The organism is Streptomyces sp. NPDC033180 (assembly GCF_055577645.1).
Map to the genome: position 1 here is coordinate 425,338 of NZ_JBVIPU010000004.1, position 15,732 is coordinate 441,069.

Here is a 15,732-nt window from a genome sequence, read left to right on the forward strand (position 1 = left end):
ATCTCTGATCTCCGCCGCAGGAAGTGCAGCCACCATCGCCGCCGAGAAGCAGTCGGCCGACGTGACGGACTGGGCCGCCCGCGCGGGCTGGGTCGTCGGCCTGCTGCTCTTCATCGCGCTCGTCTACTGGCTGATGCGCGAGGGCTGGAAGTGGCGCGGCACGCTCCAGGGCGACCTGCCCGAGCTGCCCAGCGCGCCGACCGAGCCGGGCCCGGCGAGACTTGAGCTCAGCGGCCGCTACCACGGCTCGACCACGGCAGGGCAGTGGCTCGACCGCATCGTGGCGCACGGCCTCGGTACCCGCAGCCGCGTGGAGCTGACGCTCACGGACGCGGGCCTGGACGTCGTACGCCCCGGGGCGGCCGACTTCTTCATCCCGGCCGCCTCGCTGCGCGAGGCCCGCCTCGACAAGGGCATCGCCGGCAAGGTCCTCGCGGAGGGCGGTCTGCTGATCGTCACCTGGGAGCACGGCGAGAAGCGACTCGACTCCGGCTTCCGCTCGGACCACGCGGCCGAGCAGGCCGAGTGGGTCGAGGCCATCAACAACATGATCAAGACCAGCACTACGGAAGGCACCGCACGATGACGACCTCCACAAGGGGATCCGCCGTTAGGCAGAAGGCGTCTCCCGCCGTTCTCGTCCTGGAGGACGGCCGCATCTTCCGCGGCCGCGCCTACGGGGCCGTGGGGGAGACCTTCGGCGAAGCGGTGTTCTCCACCGGCATGTCCGGCTACCAGGAGACTCTCACCGACCCCTCGTACCACCGCCAGGTCGTCGTCATGACGGCCCCGCACGTCGGCAACACGGGCGTGAACGACGAGGACCCCGAGTCGCAGCGGATCTGGGTCGCCGGTTACGTCGTGCGCGACCCCGCGCGCGTGCCCTCCAACTGGCGCTCCCAGCGCACGCTCGACGAGGAACTCGTCAACCAGGGCGTGGTGGGCATCAGCGGCATCGACACCCGGGCGCTCACCCGCCACCTGCGCGAGCGCGGCGCGATGCGGGTCGGGATCTTCTCCGGCAACGCGCTGCCCGACGAGGGCGTCATGCTCGCCGAGGTCCGCCAGCAGCCCGAGATGAAGGGCTCGAACCTCGCCGCGGAGGTCGCCACCAAGGAGACGTACGTCGTCCCCGCGATCGGCGAGAAGCGTTTCACCGTGGCCGCCGTCGACCTCGGCATCAAGGGCATGACCCCGCGCCGCATGGCCGAGCGCGGAATCGAGGTGCACGTCCTGCCCGCGACCGCGACCGTCGAGGACATCTACGCGGTCCAGCCCGACGGCGTGTTCTTCTCCAACGGTCCCGGCGACCCGGCGACCGCTGACGGCCCGGTCGCCCTCATGCGAGCCGTCCTGGAGCGCAGTACCCCGCTCTTCGGCATCTGCTTCGGCAACCAGATCCTCGGCCGCGCACTCGGCTTCGGCACGTTCAAGCTGAAGTACGGCCACCGCGGCATCAACCAGCCCGTGCAGGATCGCACCACCGGCAAGGTCGAGGTCACCGCGCACAACCACGGCTTCGCCGTCGACGCGCCGCTCGACAAGGTCTCCGACACGCCCTACGGGCGCGCGGAGGTCTCCCACGTGTGCCTGAACGACCAGGTGGTGGAGGGACTCCAGCTCCTCGACCAGCCCGCGTTCAGTGTCCAGTACCACCCCGAGGCAGCCGCGGGTCCGCACGACGCCGCGTACCTGTTCGACCGCTTCGTCTCGCTCATGGAGGGCCAGCGTGCCTAAGCGCACCGATATCCAGTCCGTCCTGGTCATCGGCTCCGGTCCGATCGTCATCGGCCAGGCAGCGGAGTTCGACTACTCGGGCACCCAGGCCTGCCGCGTCCTCAAGGCCGAGGGCCTGCGCGTCATCCTGGTGAACTCGAACCCGGCGACGATCATGACCGACCCGGAGATCGCCGACGCGACCTACGTCGAGCCGATCACCCCCGAGTTCGTCGAGAAGATCATCGCCAAGGAGCGCCCCGACGCGCTCCTGCCCACCCTCGGTGGCCAGACCGCGCTCAACACCGCGATCTCCATGCACGAGCAGGGCGTCCTCGAGAAGTACGGCGTCGAGCTCATCGGCGCCAACGTCGAGGCGATCAACAAGGGCGAGGACCGCGACCTCTTCAAGGGCGTCGTCGAAGAGGTCAACAAGAAGATCGGCCACGGCGAGTCCGCCCGCTCGTACATCTGCCACTCCATGGACGACGTCCTCAAGGGCGTCGACGAGCTCGGCGGCTACCCCGTGGTCGTCCGCCCCTCCTTCACCATGGGCGGCGCCGGTTCCGGCTTCGCCCACGACGAGGAGGAGCTGCGCCGCATCGCAGGACAGGGCCTCACGCTCTCGCCGACCACCGAGGTGCTCCTGGAGGAGTCCATCCTCGGCTGGAAGGAGTACGAGCTGGAGCTGATGCGCGACAAGAACGACAACGTCGTGGTCGTCTGCTCCATCGAGAACTTCGACCCGATGGGCGTGCACACCGGCGACTCGATCACCGTCGCGCCCGCGATGACGCTGACCGACCGCGAGTACCAGACCCTGCGTGACGTCGGCATCGCGATCATCCGCGAGGTCGGCGTCGACACCGGCGGCTGCAACATCCAGTTCGCCATCGACCCGACGGACGGCCGGGTCATCGTCATCGAGATGAACCCGCGTGTCTCGCGGTCCTCCGCGCTCGCGTCGAAGGCCACCGGATTCCCGATCGCGAAGATCGCCGCGAAGCTTGCCGTCGGCTACACGCTGGACGAGATCCCGAACGACATCACCGAGAAGACCCCGGCATCCTTCGAGCCGACCCTCGACTACGTAGTGGTCAAGGCCCCGCGTTTCGCCTTCGAGAAGTTCCCCTCGGCGGACTCGACCCTGACGACCACCATGAAGTCGGTCGGCGAGGCCATGGCGATCGGCCGCAACTTCACCGAGGCGCTGCAGAAGGCGCTGCGGTCCCTGGAGAAGAAGGGCTCGCAGTTCACCTTCGTCGGCGAGCCCGGCGACAAGGCGCAGCTCCTGGCGGAGGCGGTCCGGCCGACCGACGGACGCATCAACACCGTCATGCAGGCCATCCGCGCGGGCGCCACCGCGGAGGAGGTCTTCGAGTCCACGAAGATCGACCCGTGGTTCGTCGACCAGCTCTTCCTGATCAAGGAGATCGCGGACGAGCTGGCAGCCGCCGAGCGACTGGACGCCGACCTGCTCGCCGAGGCCAAGCGGCACGGCTTCTCCGACGCCCAGATCGCCGAGATCCGCGGCCTGCGCGAGGACGTCGTCCGCGAGGTGCGCCACGCCCTCGGAGTGCGTCCGGTCTACAAGACGGTCGACACCTGCGCCGCCGAGTTCGCAGCGAAGACGCCGTACTTCTACTCCTCGTACGACGAGGAGAGCGAGGTCGCCACGCGCGAGAAGCCCGCGGTGATCATCCTGGGCTCGGGTCCCAACCGCATCGGCCAGGGCATCGAGTTCGACTACTCCTGCGTCCACGCCTCCTTCGCGCTGAGCGACGCGGGCTACGAGACCGTGATGGTCAACTGCAACCCCGAGACGGTCTCGACGGACTACGACACCTCCGACCGCCTCTACTTCGAGCCGCTCACGCTCGAAGACGTGCTTGAGATCGTCAACGCCGAGGCGCAGGCAGGGCCGATCGCGGGCGTCATCGTCCAGCTCGGCGGCCAGACCCCGCTGGGCCTCGCGCAGGCGCTCAAGGACAACGGCGTGCCGGTCGTGGGTACCTCGCCCGAGGCCATCCACGCCGCCGAGGACCGCGGCGCCTTCGGCCGCGTGCTCGCGGAGGCCGGTCTCCCGGCGCCCAAGCACGGCACGGCGACGACCTTCGGAGAGGCCAAGGCCATCGCCGACGAGATCGGCTACCCCGTCCTCGTACGCCCGTCGTACGTGCTCGGCGGTCGTGGCATGGAGATCGTGTACGACGAGACCCGCCTCTCCGCGTACATCGAGGAGTCGACGGAGATCAGCCCCTCGCGTCCTGTCCTCGTCGACCGCTTCCTCGACGACGCGATCGAGATCGACGTGGACGCGCTCTACGACGGCCACGAGCTCTACCTCGGCGGCGTCATGGAGCACATCGAGGAAGCCGGCATCCACTCCGGCGACTCCGCGTGCGCGCTGCCCCCGATCACCCTCGGCGGCTACGACATCAAGCGCCTTCGCGCCTCCACGGAGGGCATCGCCAAGGGCGTCGGCGTCCGCGGGCTCATCAACATCCAGTTCGCGATGGCCGGGGACATCCTCTACGTCCTCGAAGCCAACCCGCGTGCCTCGCGCACCGTCCCCTTCACCTCGAAGGCGACCGCGGTGCCGCTGGCCAAGGCCGCCGCGCGCATCTCGCTCGGCGCGACCGTCGCCGAGCTGCGCGCCGAGGGCATGCTCCCGGCGACGGGCGACGGCGGCACGCTGCCGATGGACGCGCCGATCTCGGTGAAGGAGGCCGTCATGCCGTGGTCGCGCTTCCGCGACATCCACGGCCGTGGCGTCGACACCGTCCTCGGCCCGGAGATGCGCTCCACCGGTGAAGTCATGGGCATCGACTCGGTGTTCGGCACCGCGTACGCCAAGTCGCAGGCGGGTGCCTACGGCCCGCTGCCGACCAAGGGCCGTGCCTTCATCTCGGTGGCCAACCGCGACAAGCGCTCGATGATCTTCCCGGCCCGCGAACTGGTCGCGCACGGCTTCGAGTTGCTCGCCACGTCCGGCACCGCCGAGGTGCTCAAGCGCAACGGCATCAACGCCACGATCGTGCGCAAGCAGAGCGAGGGCGAGGGCCCGAACGGCGAGAAGACGATCGTCCAGCTGATCCACGACGGCGCGGTCGACCTCATCGTCAACACCCCGTACGGCACCGGTGGCCGCCTCGACGGCTACGACATCCGTACGGCGGCGGTCTCCCGCTCCGTGCCGTGCCTGACGACGGTCCAGGCGCTCGCCGCCGCCGTCCAGGGCATCGACGCGCTCAACCACGGGGACGTGGGCGTCCGTTCACTCCAGGAACACGCGGAGCATCTGACCGCGGCCCGCGACTAGCAGCCCATGAGGGGGACACCGATCCGGTGTCCCCCTTCTGGTGAGAGAACACCTGAGGACCTCTGAGGACACCCACATGTACAAGTTCTTCTTCAACCTCGTCTTCAAGCGCATGGACCCGGAGCAGGCCCACTACATGGCCTTCCGCTGGATCCGGCTCGCGGCCCGTATCCCCGTCCTTCGCACGTTCGTCGCGGCCGTGCTCGCGCCGCGCCACAAGGAGCTGCGCACCGAGGCCTTCGGGCTGCGGATGCACGGCCCCTTCGGTCTCGCCGCGGGCTTCGACAAGAACGCCGTCGCGATCGACGGCATGTCGATGCTGGGCTTCGACCACATCGAGATCGGCACGGTCACGGGGGAGCCGCAGCCCGGCAACCCCAAGAAGCGGCTGTTCCGCCTCGTGCAGGACCGCGCGCTGATCAACCGCATGGGTTTCAACAACGAGGGCTCGGCGGCCGTGGCCGAGCGTCTGGGTGCCCGCAAGGCTGTCTTCAAGACGGTCGTGGGCGTGAACATCGGCAAGACCAAGGTCGTCCCCGAGGAGGAGGCCGCCGCCGACTACGTGAAATCAACCGAGCGGCTCGCCGCCCACGCCGACTACCTCGTGGTGAACGTGTCGTCCCCGAACACCCCCGGCCTGCGCAACCTCCAGGCCACGGAGTCCCTGCGGCCGCTCCTGACCGCCGTGCGCGAGGCGGCCGACCGCAGCGTCACCGGGCGGCGCGTGCCGCTCCTCGTGAAGATCGCCCCCGACCTGGCGGACGAGGACGTCGACGCGGTCGCCGACCTGGCCGTCGAGCTCGGCCTGGACGGCATCATCGCCACGAACACGACCATCGCGCGCGATGGACTCGGTTTGCAATCCGAACCTTCGCTCTACGGAGAGACCGGCGGTCTGTCCGGGGCTCCGCTCAAGGAGCGCTCCCTGGAGGTCCTGCGCCGCCTCTACGCGCGCGTGGGCGGTCGCATCACGCTCGTGGGCGTCGGTGGCATCGAGAACGCCGAGGACGCCTGGCAGCGGATCCTCGCGGGCGCCACCCTGGTGCAGGGCTACAGCGCGTTCATCTACGAAGGGCCCTTCTGGGGCCGCGCCATCCACAAGGGGCTCGCCGCCCGGCTTCGGACGAGCTCGTACGCCACTCTCGCCGAGGCCGTCGGCGCCGACGTTAGGAAGTCCGCATGAGCGCTCTCGAACCCTTCGGTACGCGTCTGCGTCACGCCATGGACGAGCGCGGGCCGCTCTGCGTCGGCATCGACCCGCACGCCTCCCTGCTGTCGGCCTGGGGCTTGAACGACGACATCGCCGGCCTGGAGCGGTTCACCCGGACCGTCGTCGAGGCGCTCGCCGGAACCGTCGCGGTGTTCAAGCCGCAGAGCGCGTTCTTCGAGCGCTTCGGCTCGCGCGGTATCGCCGTACTGGAGAAGGCGGTCCAGGAGCTGCGCGCGGCCGGGGCTCTGGTGGTCATGGACGCCAAGCGCGGCGACATCGGCTCGACCATGGCCGCGTACGCCGAGTCCTTCCTGCACAAGGACTCACCGCTGTTCTCCGACGCCCTCACGGTCTCGCCCTACCTCGGTTACGGCTCGCTGAAGCCGGCCGTCGACCTCGCGCGCGAGAACGGCACCGGGCTCTTCGTGCTCGCCCTCACCTCGAACCCCGAGGGCGCCGAGGTGCAGCACGCGGTGCGCGAGGACGGCCGCACGATCGGCGCGACGATGCTCGGGCACCTGGCGGCCGAGAACGCGGGCGCGGAGCCCCTGGGGTCCTTCGGGGCCGTCGTCGGGGCCACGCTGGGCGACCTGTCCTCGTACGACCTCGCCGTCAACGGTCCGCTGCTCGCTCCCGGCATCGGGGCGCAGGGCGCCACTCCGGCGGATCTGCCGGGGGTCTTCGGGGACGCCGTGCGCAATGTCGTGCCGAGCGTGAGCCGGGGTGTCCTGCGTCACGGTCCCGACGTGGTGGGCCTTCGCGTCGCGGCGAGCCGCTTCGCGGACGAGATCCGTGAGGCCGTCGCCTCGGCGTGAGGGGTCCCTGAGGGTCCCTGAGGGTGTTTTTCCGTCTTCGAACGACGTGTCAGGCCACATCCTTACGTTTCGTTGATGGCTCACCGGACCAAATCCGGGGTGAAATGCCCGGAATGTACACCTCGGCAGAGGCTGACCAGGACTTTTCGTCTGTTCTCGCTGACTCCGGCGGCCATGCCCGCTAGTCTCCGACGAGAGCGAACGGGCAAGTGCGTTGCACGTTGCTCACCAGGTGTGGGGCGACTAGGTTCCTCACCGGTCCGTATCCGACAGTTCGACATCCGAGGTGACGTAGGCGTGGCTCTTCCGCCCCTTACCCCTGAACAGCGCGCAGCCGCGCTCGAAAAGGCCGCCGCGGCTCGCCGGGAGCGGGCCGAGGTCAAGAATCGACTCAAGCACTCCGGCGCCTCGCTTCATGAGGTCATCAAGCAGGGTCAGGAGAACGATGTCATCGGCAAGATGAAGGTCTCCGCCCTCCTGGAGTCCCTGCCGGGCGTGGGCAAGGTCCGCGCCAAGCAGATCATGGAGCGTCTTGGCATCTCCGAGAGCCGCCGTGTGCGCGGTCTCGGCTCCAACCAGATCGCCTCCTTGGAGCGTGAGTTCGGCGGTGGCGCTGCCTGACGTTCTCAGGCACTCCTGAGAACCTGGATAATCGCTGCATGGCTGCAACATCCCGGGGGACGACCCCCGTGCCCCCGGACGTACGTCCGCGGCTGACCGTGCTCTCCGGCCCCTCCGGGGTCGGCAAGAGCACGGTCGTCGCTCATATGCGCAAAGAACACCCCGAGGTCTGGCTCTCGGTCTCGGCCACGACCCGGAAGCCGCGCCCCGGCGAGAAGGACGGAGTCCACTACTTCTTCGTCTCCGACGAAGAGATGGACAAGCTGATCGCCAACGGCGAGCTCCTGGAGTGGGCCGAGTTCGCGGGCAACCGCTACGGCACGCCGCGGGGCGCCGTCCTCGAGCGCCTGGAGGCGGGCGAGCCCGTCCTTCTGGAGATCGACCTGCAGGGTGCGCGCCTGGTCCGCGACTCGATGTCCGAGGCGCAGCTGGTCTTCCTCGCCCCGCCGAGCTGGGAGGAGCTGGTCCGCCGGCTCACCGGCCGGGGGACCGAGGCGCCCGAGGTGATCGAGCGCAGGCTCGGTGCGGCGAAGATCGAACTCGCCGCCGAGGCCGAGTTCGATACGACCCTGGTCAATACCTCCGTCGAGGATGTAGCGCGTGAGCTGCTAGCCTTGATGAAAGTTGTTTGATCTTCTTCATCCTCAGTAACCCGGCTTGATCTTCAATTTCCATTCGAAGGTCGAACCCCATCGGAAGGCAGAGAGTGTCCTCTTCCATCACTGCGCCCGAGGGCATCATCAACCCGCCGATTGATGAGCTCCTCGAAGCGACCGACTCGAAGTACAGCCTCGTGATCTACGCCGCCAAGCGCGCGCGCCAGATCAACGCGTACTACTCGCAGCTCGGTGAGGGCCTGCTGGAGTACGTCGGCCCGCTGGTGGACACGCACGTCCACGAGAAGCCGCTCTCGATCGCGCTCCGCGAGATCAACGCGGGTCTCCTGACGTCCGAGGCCATCGAGGGCCCGGCTCAGTAAGTAGCCGCAGTTCTTTCTTGTAGTTCTCAGTTCTTCACCACAGGCCCGGCAGCGCGACTGCCGGGCCTGTGGTGTGTCATGGAGTCGTACGTTCCCCGGTGCGGGGATCACAAGTGCGGGGAGGCACGGTGGGCAAGCCCAAGGTCGTTCTGGGGGTCAGCGGCGGAATCGCCGCGTACAAGGCCTGTGAGCTGCTGCGGCGGCTGACCGAGTCGGGCCATGACGTACGCGTCGTACCGACCGCGTCGGCGCTGCACTTCGTGGGCGAGGCGACCTGGTCGGCGCTGTCCGGGAACCCGGTCTCGACCGAGGTGTGGGACTCCGTCCACGAGGTGCCGCACGTACGGATCGGCCAGTCCGCCGACGTCGTGATCGTCGCCCCCGCGACGGCCGACATGATGGCCAAGGCGGCCCATGGTCTCGCCGACGACCTCCTGACGAACACGCTCCTCACCGCCCGCTGCCCGGTGATCTTCGCGCCCGCCATGCACACGGAGATGTGGGAGCACCCGGCCACGCAGGAGAACGTCGCCACGCTGCGCCGGCGCGGCGCGCTCGTCATCGAGCCCGCCGTGGGCCGTCTCACGGGCGTGGACACGGGCAAGGGCCGCTTCCCCGACCCGGTGGAGCTCTTCGAGGTCGTACGCCGTGTCCTGGCGCGCGGCGATCTGGCCCGCGACCTCGCGGGGCGGCACGTGGTCGTCAGCGCGGGCGGGACGCGCGAGCCGCTCGACCCGGTGCGCTTCCTCGGCAACCGTTCCTCCGGCAAGCAGGGGTACGCGCTGGCTCGCAGCGCGGCGGCGCGCGGGGCCCGCGTGACGCTCGTGTCGGCGAACCCGGCGCTGCCGGAACCCGCGGGCGTCGACGTCGTGCCCGTCGGCACGGCCGTCCAGCTCCGCGAGGCGGTCCTGAAGGCTTCGGCGGACGCCGACGCCGTGGTGATGGCCGCGGCGGTGGCCGATTTCCGCCCCGAGACGTACGCGACCGGGAAGATCAAGAAGAGGGACGGCCAGGAGCAGCCCCCGATCGCCCTCGTCCGCAACCCCGACATCCTCGCCGAGATCGCTGCCGACCGGCCGCGCCCCGGCCAGATCGTCGTCGGTTTCGCCGCCGAGACGGACGACGTGCTCGACAACGGCCGCGCCAAGCTGGAGCGCAAGGGCTGCGACCTGCTCGTCGTCAACGAGGTGGGCGAGCGCAAGACGTTCGGCTCCGAGGAGAACGAGGCGGTCGTGCTCGGCGCCGACGGCAGCGTGACCCCCGTGCCGTACGGACCCAAGGAAGCGCTCGCGGACACGGTCTGGGATCTCGTGGCTGAACGCATGCCGAAGAATTCCTGAAAAAATTGCGGCGCTCCCCGGACGAATCCCAGCCGAAACCCCACCGGAACAGGGGCGAAAACCGGGGCGCGGATGTCACAATCGCACCACTGGGCGCCTCAAACCCGGGAAATTCGGGCGCGAGGCCCTCTGGTGGAGACCGATCGTCGTACCGCACAATGCAGTGCCGCAGGTCACAGCGCTCCCAAGTGGCGAGACACGTGGTCCGGCGGCCGAGTGCGACCGATAAACTGGTCTCGGACGACGCCGGGCGCAGCTCCCGGCCGTCCACCAATGATCAGCCAGCAGCCGCTGCAACCACAGGGAGCGATGTGTCCCGCCGTCTCTTCACCTCGGAGTCTGTGACCGAGGGTCACCCCGACAAGATCGCTGACCAGATCAGCGACACCATTCTCGACGCGCTTTTGCGGGAGGACCCGAAATCCCGGGTCGCCGTGGAGACGTTGATCACCACTGGCCTGGTGCACGTGGCCGGTGAGGTGACGACCAAGGCGTACGCGCCGATCGCGCAGCTGGTGCGCGACAAGATCCTCGAGATCGGTTACGACTCCTCGAAGAAGGGCTTCGACGGCGCCTCCTGTGGCGTCTCGGTGTCCATCGGCTCGCAGTCCCCCGACATCGCGCAGGGCGTCGACACGGCGTACGAGAAGCGCGTCGAGGGCGATGAGGACGAGCTCGACAAGCAGGGCGCCGGCGACCAGGGCCTGATGTTCGGCTACGCCTGCGACGAGACGCCGGAGCTGATGCCGCTCCCGATCCACCTCGCGCACCGTCTCTCGCGCCGCCTGTCCGAGGTCCGCAAGAACGGGACCATCCCGTACCTGCGCCCCGACGGCAAGACCCAGGTCACCATCGAGTACGACGGCGACAAGGCCGTCCGCCTCGACACCGTCGTGGTCTCCTCGCAGCACGCCTCGGACATCGACCTGGACTCGCTCCTGGCTCCCGACATCCGGGAGTTCGTGGTCGAGGCCGAGCTGAAGGCGCTCCTCGACGACGGCATCAAGCTGGACACCGACGGCTACCGCCTCCTGGTGAACCCGACCGGGCGCTTCGAGATCGGCGGCCCGATGGGCGACGCCGGCCTGACCGGCCGCAAGATCATCATCGACACGTACGGCGGCATGGCCCGCCACGGCGGCGGTGCCTTCTCCGGCAAGGACCCGTCCAAGGTCGACCGCAGCGCCGCCTACGCGATGCGCTGGGTCGCCAAGAACGTCGTCGCCGCGGGCCTCGCCGCCCGCTGCGAGGTCCAGGTCGCGTACGCGATCGGCAAGGCCGAGCCGGTGGGCCTGTTCGTGGAGACGTTCGGCACGGCCACGGTCGACACCGACAAGATCGAGGCCGCCATCTCCGAGGTCTTCGACCTGCGCCCGGCCGCGATCATCCGCGACCTGGACCTGCTGCGTCCGATCTACGCCCAGACCGCCGCGTACGGCCACTTCGGCCGGGCGATCCCCGACTTCACGTGGGAGCGGACGGACCGGGTGGAGGCGTTGCGGAAGGCTGCGGGGCTGTAATACCGCCTCGCTCAGCGAGTTCTGAGGAAGCCCGGTGCCCCTGGTGGGGGCGCCGGGCTTCGTCGTGCCGCAGGGGATATCGGGCGGGTGGGCGTGTCAGTGGGGTCTGGTAGGAATGCTGCTGTGAGCAGCGAGAACCAGGAATCCGAGGGGGCCGGCGGGGTCGAGCCTCCGGAGCAGCTTGCGCTCATCCGGGATGCCGTGCGCAAGGCCGAGGTGCCGCGGGCCAAGCCACGGACGTGGCGGGGGGCGGCGTTGGCGAAGAGTCTGCCGGTGGCTCGGGTCCTCGTCGACAAAGGTGTGCTGCATCTTGACCGGTACTTCGACTACGCGGTGCCCGAGGAGCTTGACGAGCAGGCTCAGCCCGGGGTGCGGGTGCGGGTGCGGTTCGGGGCCGGGGCGCGCAATGTGCGCAGTGGGCGGCGTGAGGGCGGGGGTTTGATCGACGGCTTTCTCGTCGAGCGGGTTGCCGAGACCGACTACTCCGGGCCGCTGGCCGCGCTGGCGCAGGTCGTTTCGCCCGAGCCTGTGCTGGGCGGTGAGTTGCTCGGGCTGGCGCGCGCGGTGGCCGATCGGTACGCGGGGAGCCTCGCCGATGTGCTGCAGCTGGCCGTTCCGCCGCGGCATGCGCGGGCCGAGGCGCGCAAGACGGGGGAGGCTCCGGTGCCGCCGGTCGCGCCTGAGGCAGGGTCCTGGCGGCGGTACGGGCACGGGGCCGAGTTCCTGGGGGCGCTGGCCTCCGGGGGTGCGCCTCGGGCCGTGTGGACCGCCCTTCCCGGGCCGGAGTGGGCCGAGGAGATCGCCCGGGCTGTGCAGGCGACTCTTGCTTCGGGGCGGGGCGCCCTGGTGGTCGTGCCTGCGGGGCGGCCTGCGGGGCGGGTCGACGCTGCGCTGACCCAGTTGATGGGGGCGGGGCAGCATGCTCTGCTCACCGCTGACGTGGGGCAGGAGAAGCGGTATCGGGAGTGGCTCTCCGTACGGCGCGGTGCCGTGCGGGCCGTGGTGGGCACCCGGGCCGCGATGTTTGCCCCCGTGCGGAACCTCGGTCTTGTCGTGATCTGGGACGACGGCGATGCCAGCCACAGCGACGACAACGCTCCCTTCCCGCATGTGCGTGAGGTGCTCGAGCTGCGGGCCTCGCGGGACAAGTGCGGCTTCCTGCTGGGGAGTTGGAGCTGCACCGTCGAGGCCGCGCAGCTGGTGGAGAGCGGGTGGGCGGCGCCGCTCGTGGCCGATCGCGAGCAGGTGCGGGGGGCCGCGCCGCTCGTACGGACCGTGGGGGACGGCGACCTTGCCCGGGACGAGGCGGCTCGGGCCGCGCGGCTTCCGACGCTGGCCTGGAACGTCGCGCGGGAGGGGCTGAAGCACGGTCCTGTCCTGGTGCAGGTGCCTCGGCGGGGGTACGTGCCCCGCCTCGCGTGCGAGAGGTGCAGGGAGCCCGCGCGGTGCCGGCACTGTGCGGGACCGTTGGAGGCGCGGGACGGCGGCGGGCTGTGGTGCTGCTGGTGCGGGGTGGAGGAAGGTGCCTGGCACTGCGGGGAGTGCGGGGGGTTCCGGCTGCGGGCGCAGATCGTGGGAGCGCGGCGTACGGCCGAGGAGTTGGGGCGGGCGTTTCCCGCGGTGCCGGTGCGGACGTCGGGGCGTGAGCAGGTCCTCGACACCGTGACGGCGGCGCCCGCGTTGGTGGTGAGCACGCCGGGGGCGGAGCCTGTCGCCGAGGGCGGTTATGCCGCCGCCCTGTTGCTCGACGGGTGGGCCATGTTGGGGCGTCCCGATCTGCGGGCCGGGGAGGAGGCGTTGCGGCGGTGGATCGGGGCGTCTTCGCTGGTGCGGCCCCAAGGGGCGGGCGGGACCGTGGTGGTCGTCGCCGAGCCGACCCTGCGGCCCGTGCAGGCCCTGGTGCGGTGGGATCCCGTGGGGCATGCGGTGCGGGAGCTTTCCGAGCGGGCCGAGTTGGGGTTTCCGCCCGTCTCGCGGATGGCCTCCGTGGCGGGGACAGCGGAGGCGCTTTCCGGATTTCTCGCCGCGGCCGAACTTCCGGGGGACGCGGCGGTGTTGGGCCCCGTTCCCGTGCCGGACGCGGCTCCTGGACCAGCCCGGCGGGCCGGGGCGCCGCCGGCCGGGGAGCGGTGGGAGCGGGTGCTGATCAGGGTGCCGCCGGGCAGCGGCGCCGCGCTCGCCGCTTCGCTGAAGGTGGCGCAGGCCGCGCGGATGGCCCGGGGGGCGGCGGAACCCGTGCGGATTCGGGTGGACCCGCTGGATATCGGCTAGGGAGGTGGCGTGCTGTGCTCCGCTGCCGGGGCTCCGGCGGCCGGTCGTGCGGAGCCCCTGCTCACCACGACGGCGGCTGCCCGCACCGGGAACCCGGTAGGGCAGCCGCCGAGTTGTCGTGGTCAGCCGTTGCGCGGGCCCGGGAAAGCGCTGGGGCGGGGGTCCTCACGGAGGACGGGGCTGCCTGCCGTGGGCTGGGTCGGCATCGCGCGGGCCGCGGGCACCGAGGGGAGCGGGGCGCCGACCGGAACCGGGGGCCGGGCGGCCGTGGGGGCGGGGATCGTCTCCGTGGCGCGCTCGGCTTCCGCCGCCGCCTGGGTCGTGGCCCGGCGGGCTCCGTAACGGCGGTGCACCGCCTGCTTGGTGACCCCGAGGGCCGAACCCACCGCGTCCCACGAAAATCCCAGCGAGCGGTCGAAGTCCACCGCGGCGGTCACCAGCGTCTCGACGCTGTCGCGCAGTTCCTGGGCGAGGCGGACGGTCGGGGCGGGGGCACGCCCGTACACGACGAAGCCCGCTGAGGGGCTGGAGCGGCGCGGGCGGTAGACGTTGCCGAGCTGGGCGGTGAGCGTACGCAGTGCGTCCACCTGCCGGCGGACCCGCTCGATGTCCCGCACCAGGAGGTGCAGGCTGGCCCGTGCCTGGGCGTCGTGGGTTGCGTGGTCGGCCATGAACAAGCCTCTCGAACCGGCGTTGAAAAGGATCGGGCCGCATGCGCGGCCCGTTGTGGTCAACTCTTTCTTGACCAACGCGCTAGTTCGTGTGGGGTCACGGTGCGGGGGCGTGTGTGTATATGCACAGGGCGCGCGGCCGCGCGTACGCCCCCAGGTGCGGGGGCCGCCGGGGCGGGCAGGGCGGCAGCCGCGAGGCCGGTGGCCCCGCGGGGGGCGGGGTGGTGGCGTGGCTCATAGACTGGTGCGCTTCCCGTACGTTCCCGTCCCGAGAGGCCGAAAGGCAACGATGAAGCTCGTCTTCGCAGGCACCCCCGAGGTCGCCGTCCCCGCCCTGGACGCCCTGATCGCCTCCGACCGGCACGAGGTGGCCGCCGTCGTCACCCGGCCCGACGCCCCCGCGGGCCGCGGCCGCAGACTCGTCGCGAGCCCCGTCGCCCAGCGCGCGGAGGAGGCCGGTATCGAGGTGCTCAAGCCCGCGAAGCCGCGTGACGAGGAGTTCCTGGCGCGGCTGCGCGAGATCGGGCCCGACTGCTGCCCGGTCGTCGCCTATGGGGCTCTGCTGCCCAAGGTCGCCCTGGACGTCCCGGCCCGCGGCTGGGTCAATCTGCACTTCTCGCTGCTGCCCGCCTGGCGTGGAGCCGCGCCCGTCCAGCACGCCGTGATGGCGGGCGATGAAATCACCGGGGCCTCCACCTTCCTGATCGAGCAGGGGCTCGACTCCGGGCCGGTGTACGGGACCGTCACCGAGGTCGTCCGGGCCACCGACACCAGCGGCGACCTGCTCACCCGCCTCGCCTTCGCGGGCTCAGGCCTGCTCGCCGCCACCATGGACGGCATCGAGGACGGCTCCCTGAAGGCCGTACCGCAGCCCGCCGACGGTGTCACCCTCGCCCCGAAGATCACCGTCGAGGACGCCCAGGTGGACTGGGCGACCCCGGCCCTCCGCGTGGACCGCGTCGTGCGTGGCTGCACCCCGGCGCCCGGTGCCTGGTCCGTGTTCCGCGGGGAACGGCTGAAGATCATCCAGGCCGCGCTCGTCGCGGACCGCACGGACCTCGCGCCCGGCGAGCTCGCCGCCGCCAAGAACAACGTGTACGTCGGCACCGGCTCGCACGCCGTGGAGCTGCTCTGGGTCCAGCCGCAGGGCAAGAAGCCGATGCGCGGTGCCGACTGGGCGCGCGGGGTGCGGATCGCCCCGGGTGAGCTGCTCGGTGCGACCGACGTAGGCTGAACAGGTTCGGCCCCCACCCATTAGCGGAGCACC

Annotated in this window: 13 protein-coding genes; 12 read left to right on the forward strand and 1 reads right to left on the reverse strand. The window is 70.5% G+C overall.

Annotated elements, in window-relative coordinates:
* Positions 1-4 precede the first annotated feature (4 nt).
* The 11 genes from ACZ5WE_RS15945 (at position 5) to ACZ5WE_RS15995 (ending at position 13,794) form a co-directional block, all read left to right on the forward strand.
* Complete coding sequence (locus tag ACZ5WE_RS15945) at positions 5-586, forward strand: PH-like domain-containing protein (protein WP_467687097.1); 582 nt, start codon at positions 5-7, stop codon at positions 584-586.
* On the forward strand, positions 583-1,737 hold the full coding sequence (gene carA / locus ACZ5WE_RS15950; RefSeq protein WP_467686445.1) for a glutamine-hydrolyzing carbamoyl-phosphate synthase small subunit: 1,155 nt from the start codon (positions 583-585) through the stop codon (positions 1,735-1,737). The genes ACZ5WE_RS15945 and carA overlap by 4 nt, the downstream gene beginning before the upstream one ends.
* Positions 1,730-5,038 carry a carbamoyl-phosphate synthase large subunit gene (gene carB, locus ACZ5WE_RS15955; RefSeq protein ID WP_467686443.1) on the forward strand — a complete coding sequence of 1,103 codons (3,309 nt, stop codon included), beginning with the start codon at positions 1,730-1,732 and terminating at the stop codon, positions 5,036-5,038. The genes carA and carB overlap by 8 nt, the downstream gene beginning before the upstream one ends.
* Positions 5,039-5,114: 76 nt before the next feature.
* A complete protein-coding gene (locus ACZ5WE_RS15960; protein ID WP_467686441.1) occupies positions 5,115-6,221 on the forward strand; it encodes a quinone-dependent dihydroorotate dehydrogenase in 1,107 nt (368 codons plus the stop codon).
* The gene (gene pyrF / locus ACZ5WE_RS15965) at positions 6,218-7,063 is read left to right on the forward strand and encodes an orotidine-5'-phosphate decarboxylase (RefSeq protein WP_467686439.1); all 846 of its coding nucleotides are present in this window, start codon (positions 6,218-6,220) and stop codon (positions 7,061-7,063) included. Before ACZ5WE_RS15960 ends, pyrF begins: the two co-directional genes overlap by 4 nt.
* Positions 7,064-7,360: 297 nt before the next feature.
* Positions 7,361-7,684 (forward strand): integration host factor, encoded by a 324-nt coding sequence (locus tag ACZ5WE_RS15970; RefSeq protein ID WP_005319887.1) that lies wholly within the window; start codon positions 7,361-7,363, stop codon positions 7,682-7,684.
* A 38-nt stretch (positions 7,685-7,722) separates the two neighbouring features.
* Positions 7,723-8,316, forward strand: a complete 594-nt coding sequence (gmk, locus tag ACZ5WE_RS15975; RefSeq protein WP_467686438.1) for a guanylate kinase — start codon at positions 7,723-7,725, stop codon at positions 8,314-8,316.
* 74 nt (positions 8,317-8,390) lie between these two features.
* Positions 8,391-8,663, forward strand: a complete 273-nt coding sequence (gene rpoZ, locus ACZ5WE_RS15980) for a DNA-directed RNA polymerase subunit omega (protein ID WP_005319902.1) — start codon at positions 8,391-8,393, stop codon at positions 8,661-8,663.
* A gap of 128 nt (positions 8,664-8,791) precedes the next feature.
* Positions 8,792-10,003: a bifunctional phosphopantothenoylcysteine decarboxylase/phosphopantothenate--cysteine ligase CoaBC gene (coaBC, locus tag ACZ5WE_RS15985; protein WP_467686437.1), complete on the forward strand. Its 1,212-nt coding sequence runs from the start codon at positions 8,792-8,794 to the stop codon at positions 10,001-10,003.
* Positions 10,004-10,314: 311 nt separating this feature from the next.
* Positions 10,315-11,523 (forward strand): methionine adenosyltransferase, encoded by a 1,209-nt coding sequence (gene metK, locus ACZ5WE_RS15990; protein WP_467686436.1) that lies wholly within the window; start codon positions 10,315-10,317, stop codon positions 11,521-11,523.
* A 123-nt stretch (positions 11,524-11,646) separates the two neighbouring features.
* Entirely contained in the window at positions 11,647-13,794 is a 2,148-nt protein-coding gene (locus ACZ5WE_RS15995) for a primosomal protein N' (protein WP_467686435.1), read from the forward strand.
* 122 nt (positions 13,795-13,916) lie between these two features.
* Here the strand turns inward: ACZ5WE_RS15995 and ACZ5WE_RS16000 are convergent, their stop codons facing one another.
* Positions 13,917-14,465 carry a hypothetical protein gene (locus ACZ5WE_RS16000; protein ID WP_467686434.1) on the reverse strand — a complete coding sequence of 183 codons (549 nt, stop codon included), beginning with the start codon at positions 14,463-14,465 and terminating at the stop codon, positions 13,917-13,919.
* A 289-nt stretch (positions 14,466-14,754) separates the two neighbouring features.
* On the opposite strand from ACZ5WE_RS16000, the gene fmt reads away from it, so the two are divergent.
* Positions 14,755-15,699 carry a methionyl-tRNA formyltransferase gene (gene fmt / locus ACZ5WE_RS16005; protein ID WP_467686433.1) on the forward strand — a complete coding sequence of 315 codons (945 nt, stop codon included), beginning with the start codon at positions 14,755-14,757 and terminating at the stop codon, positions 15,697-15,699.
* Positions 15,700-15,732: the final 33 nt, after the last annotated feature.

Coding starts and splice junctions, on each gene's coding strand:
- ACZ5WE_RS16000 (WP_467686434.1), bottom strand. CDS start 14,465: ATGGCCGACCACGCAACCCACGACGCCCAGGCACGGGCCAGCCTGCAC.
- gmk (WP_467686438.1), top strand. CDS start 7,723: ATGGCTGCAACATCCCGGGGGACGACCCCCGTGCCCCCGGACGTACGT.
- pyrF (WP_467686439.1), top strand. CDS start 6,218: ATGAGCGCTCTCGAACCCTTCGGTACGCGTCTGCGTCACGCCATGGAC.
- carA (WP_467686445.1), top strand. CDS start 583: ATGACGACCTCCACAAGGGGATCCGCCGTTAGGCAGAAGGCGTCTCCC.
- fmt (WP_467686433.1), top strand. CDS start 14,755: ATGAAGCTCGTCTTCGCAGGCACCCCCGAGGTCGCCGTCCCCGCCCTG.
- ACZ5WE_RS15960 (WP_467686441.1), top strand. CDS start 5,115: ATGTACAAGTTCTTCTTCAACCTCGTCTTCAAGCGCATGGACCCGGAG.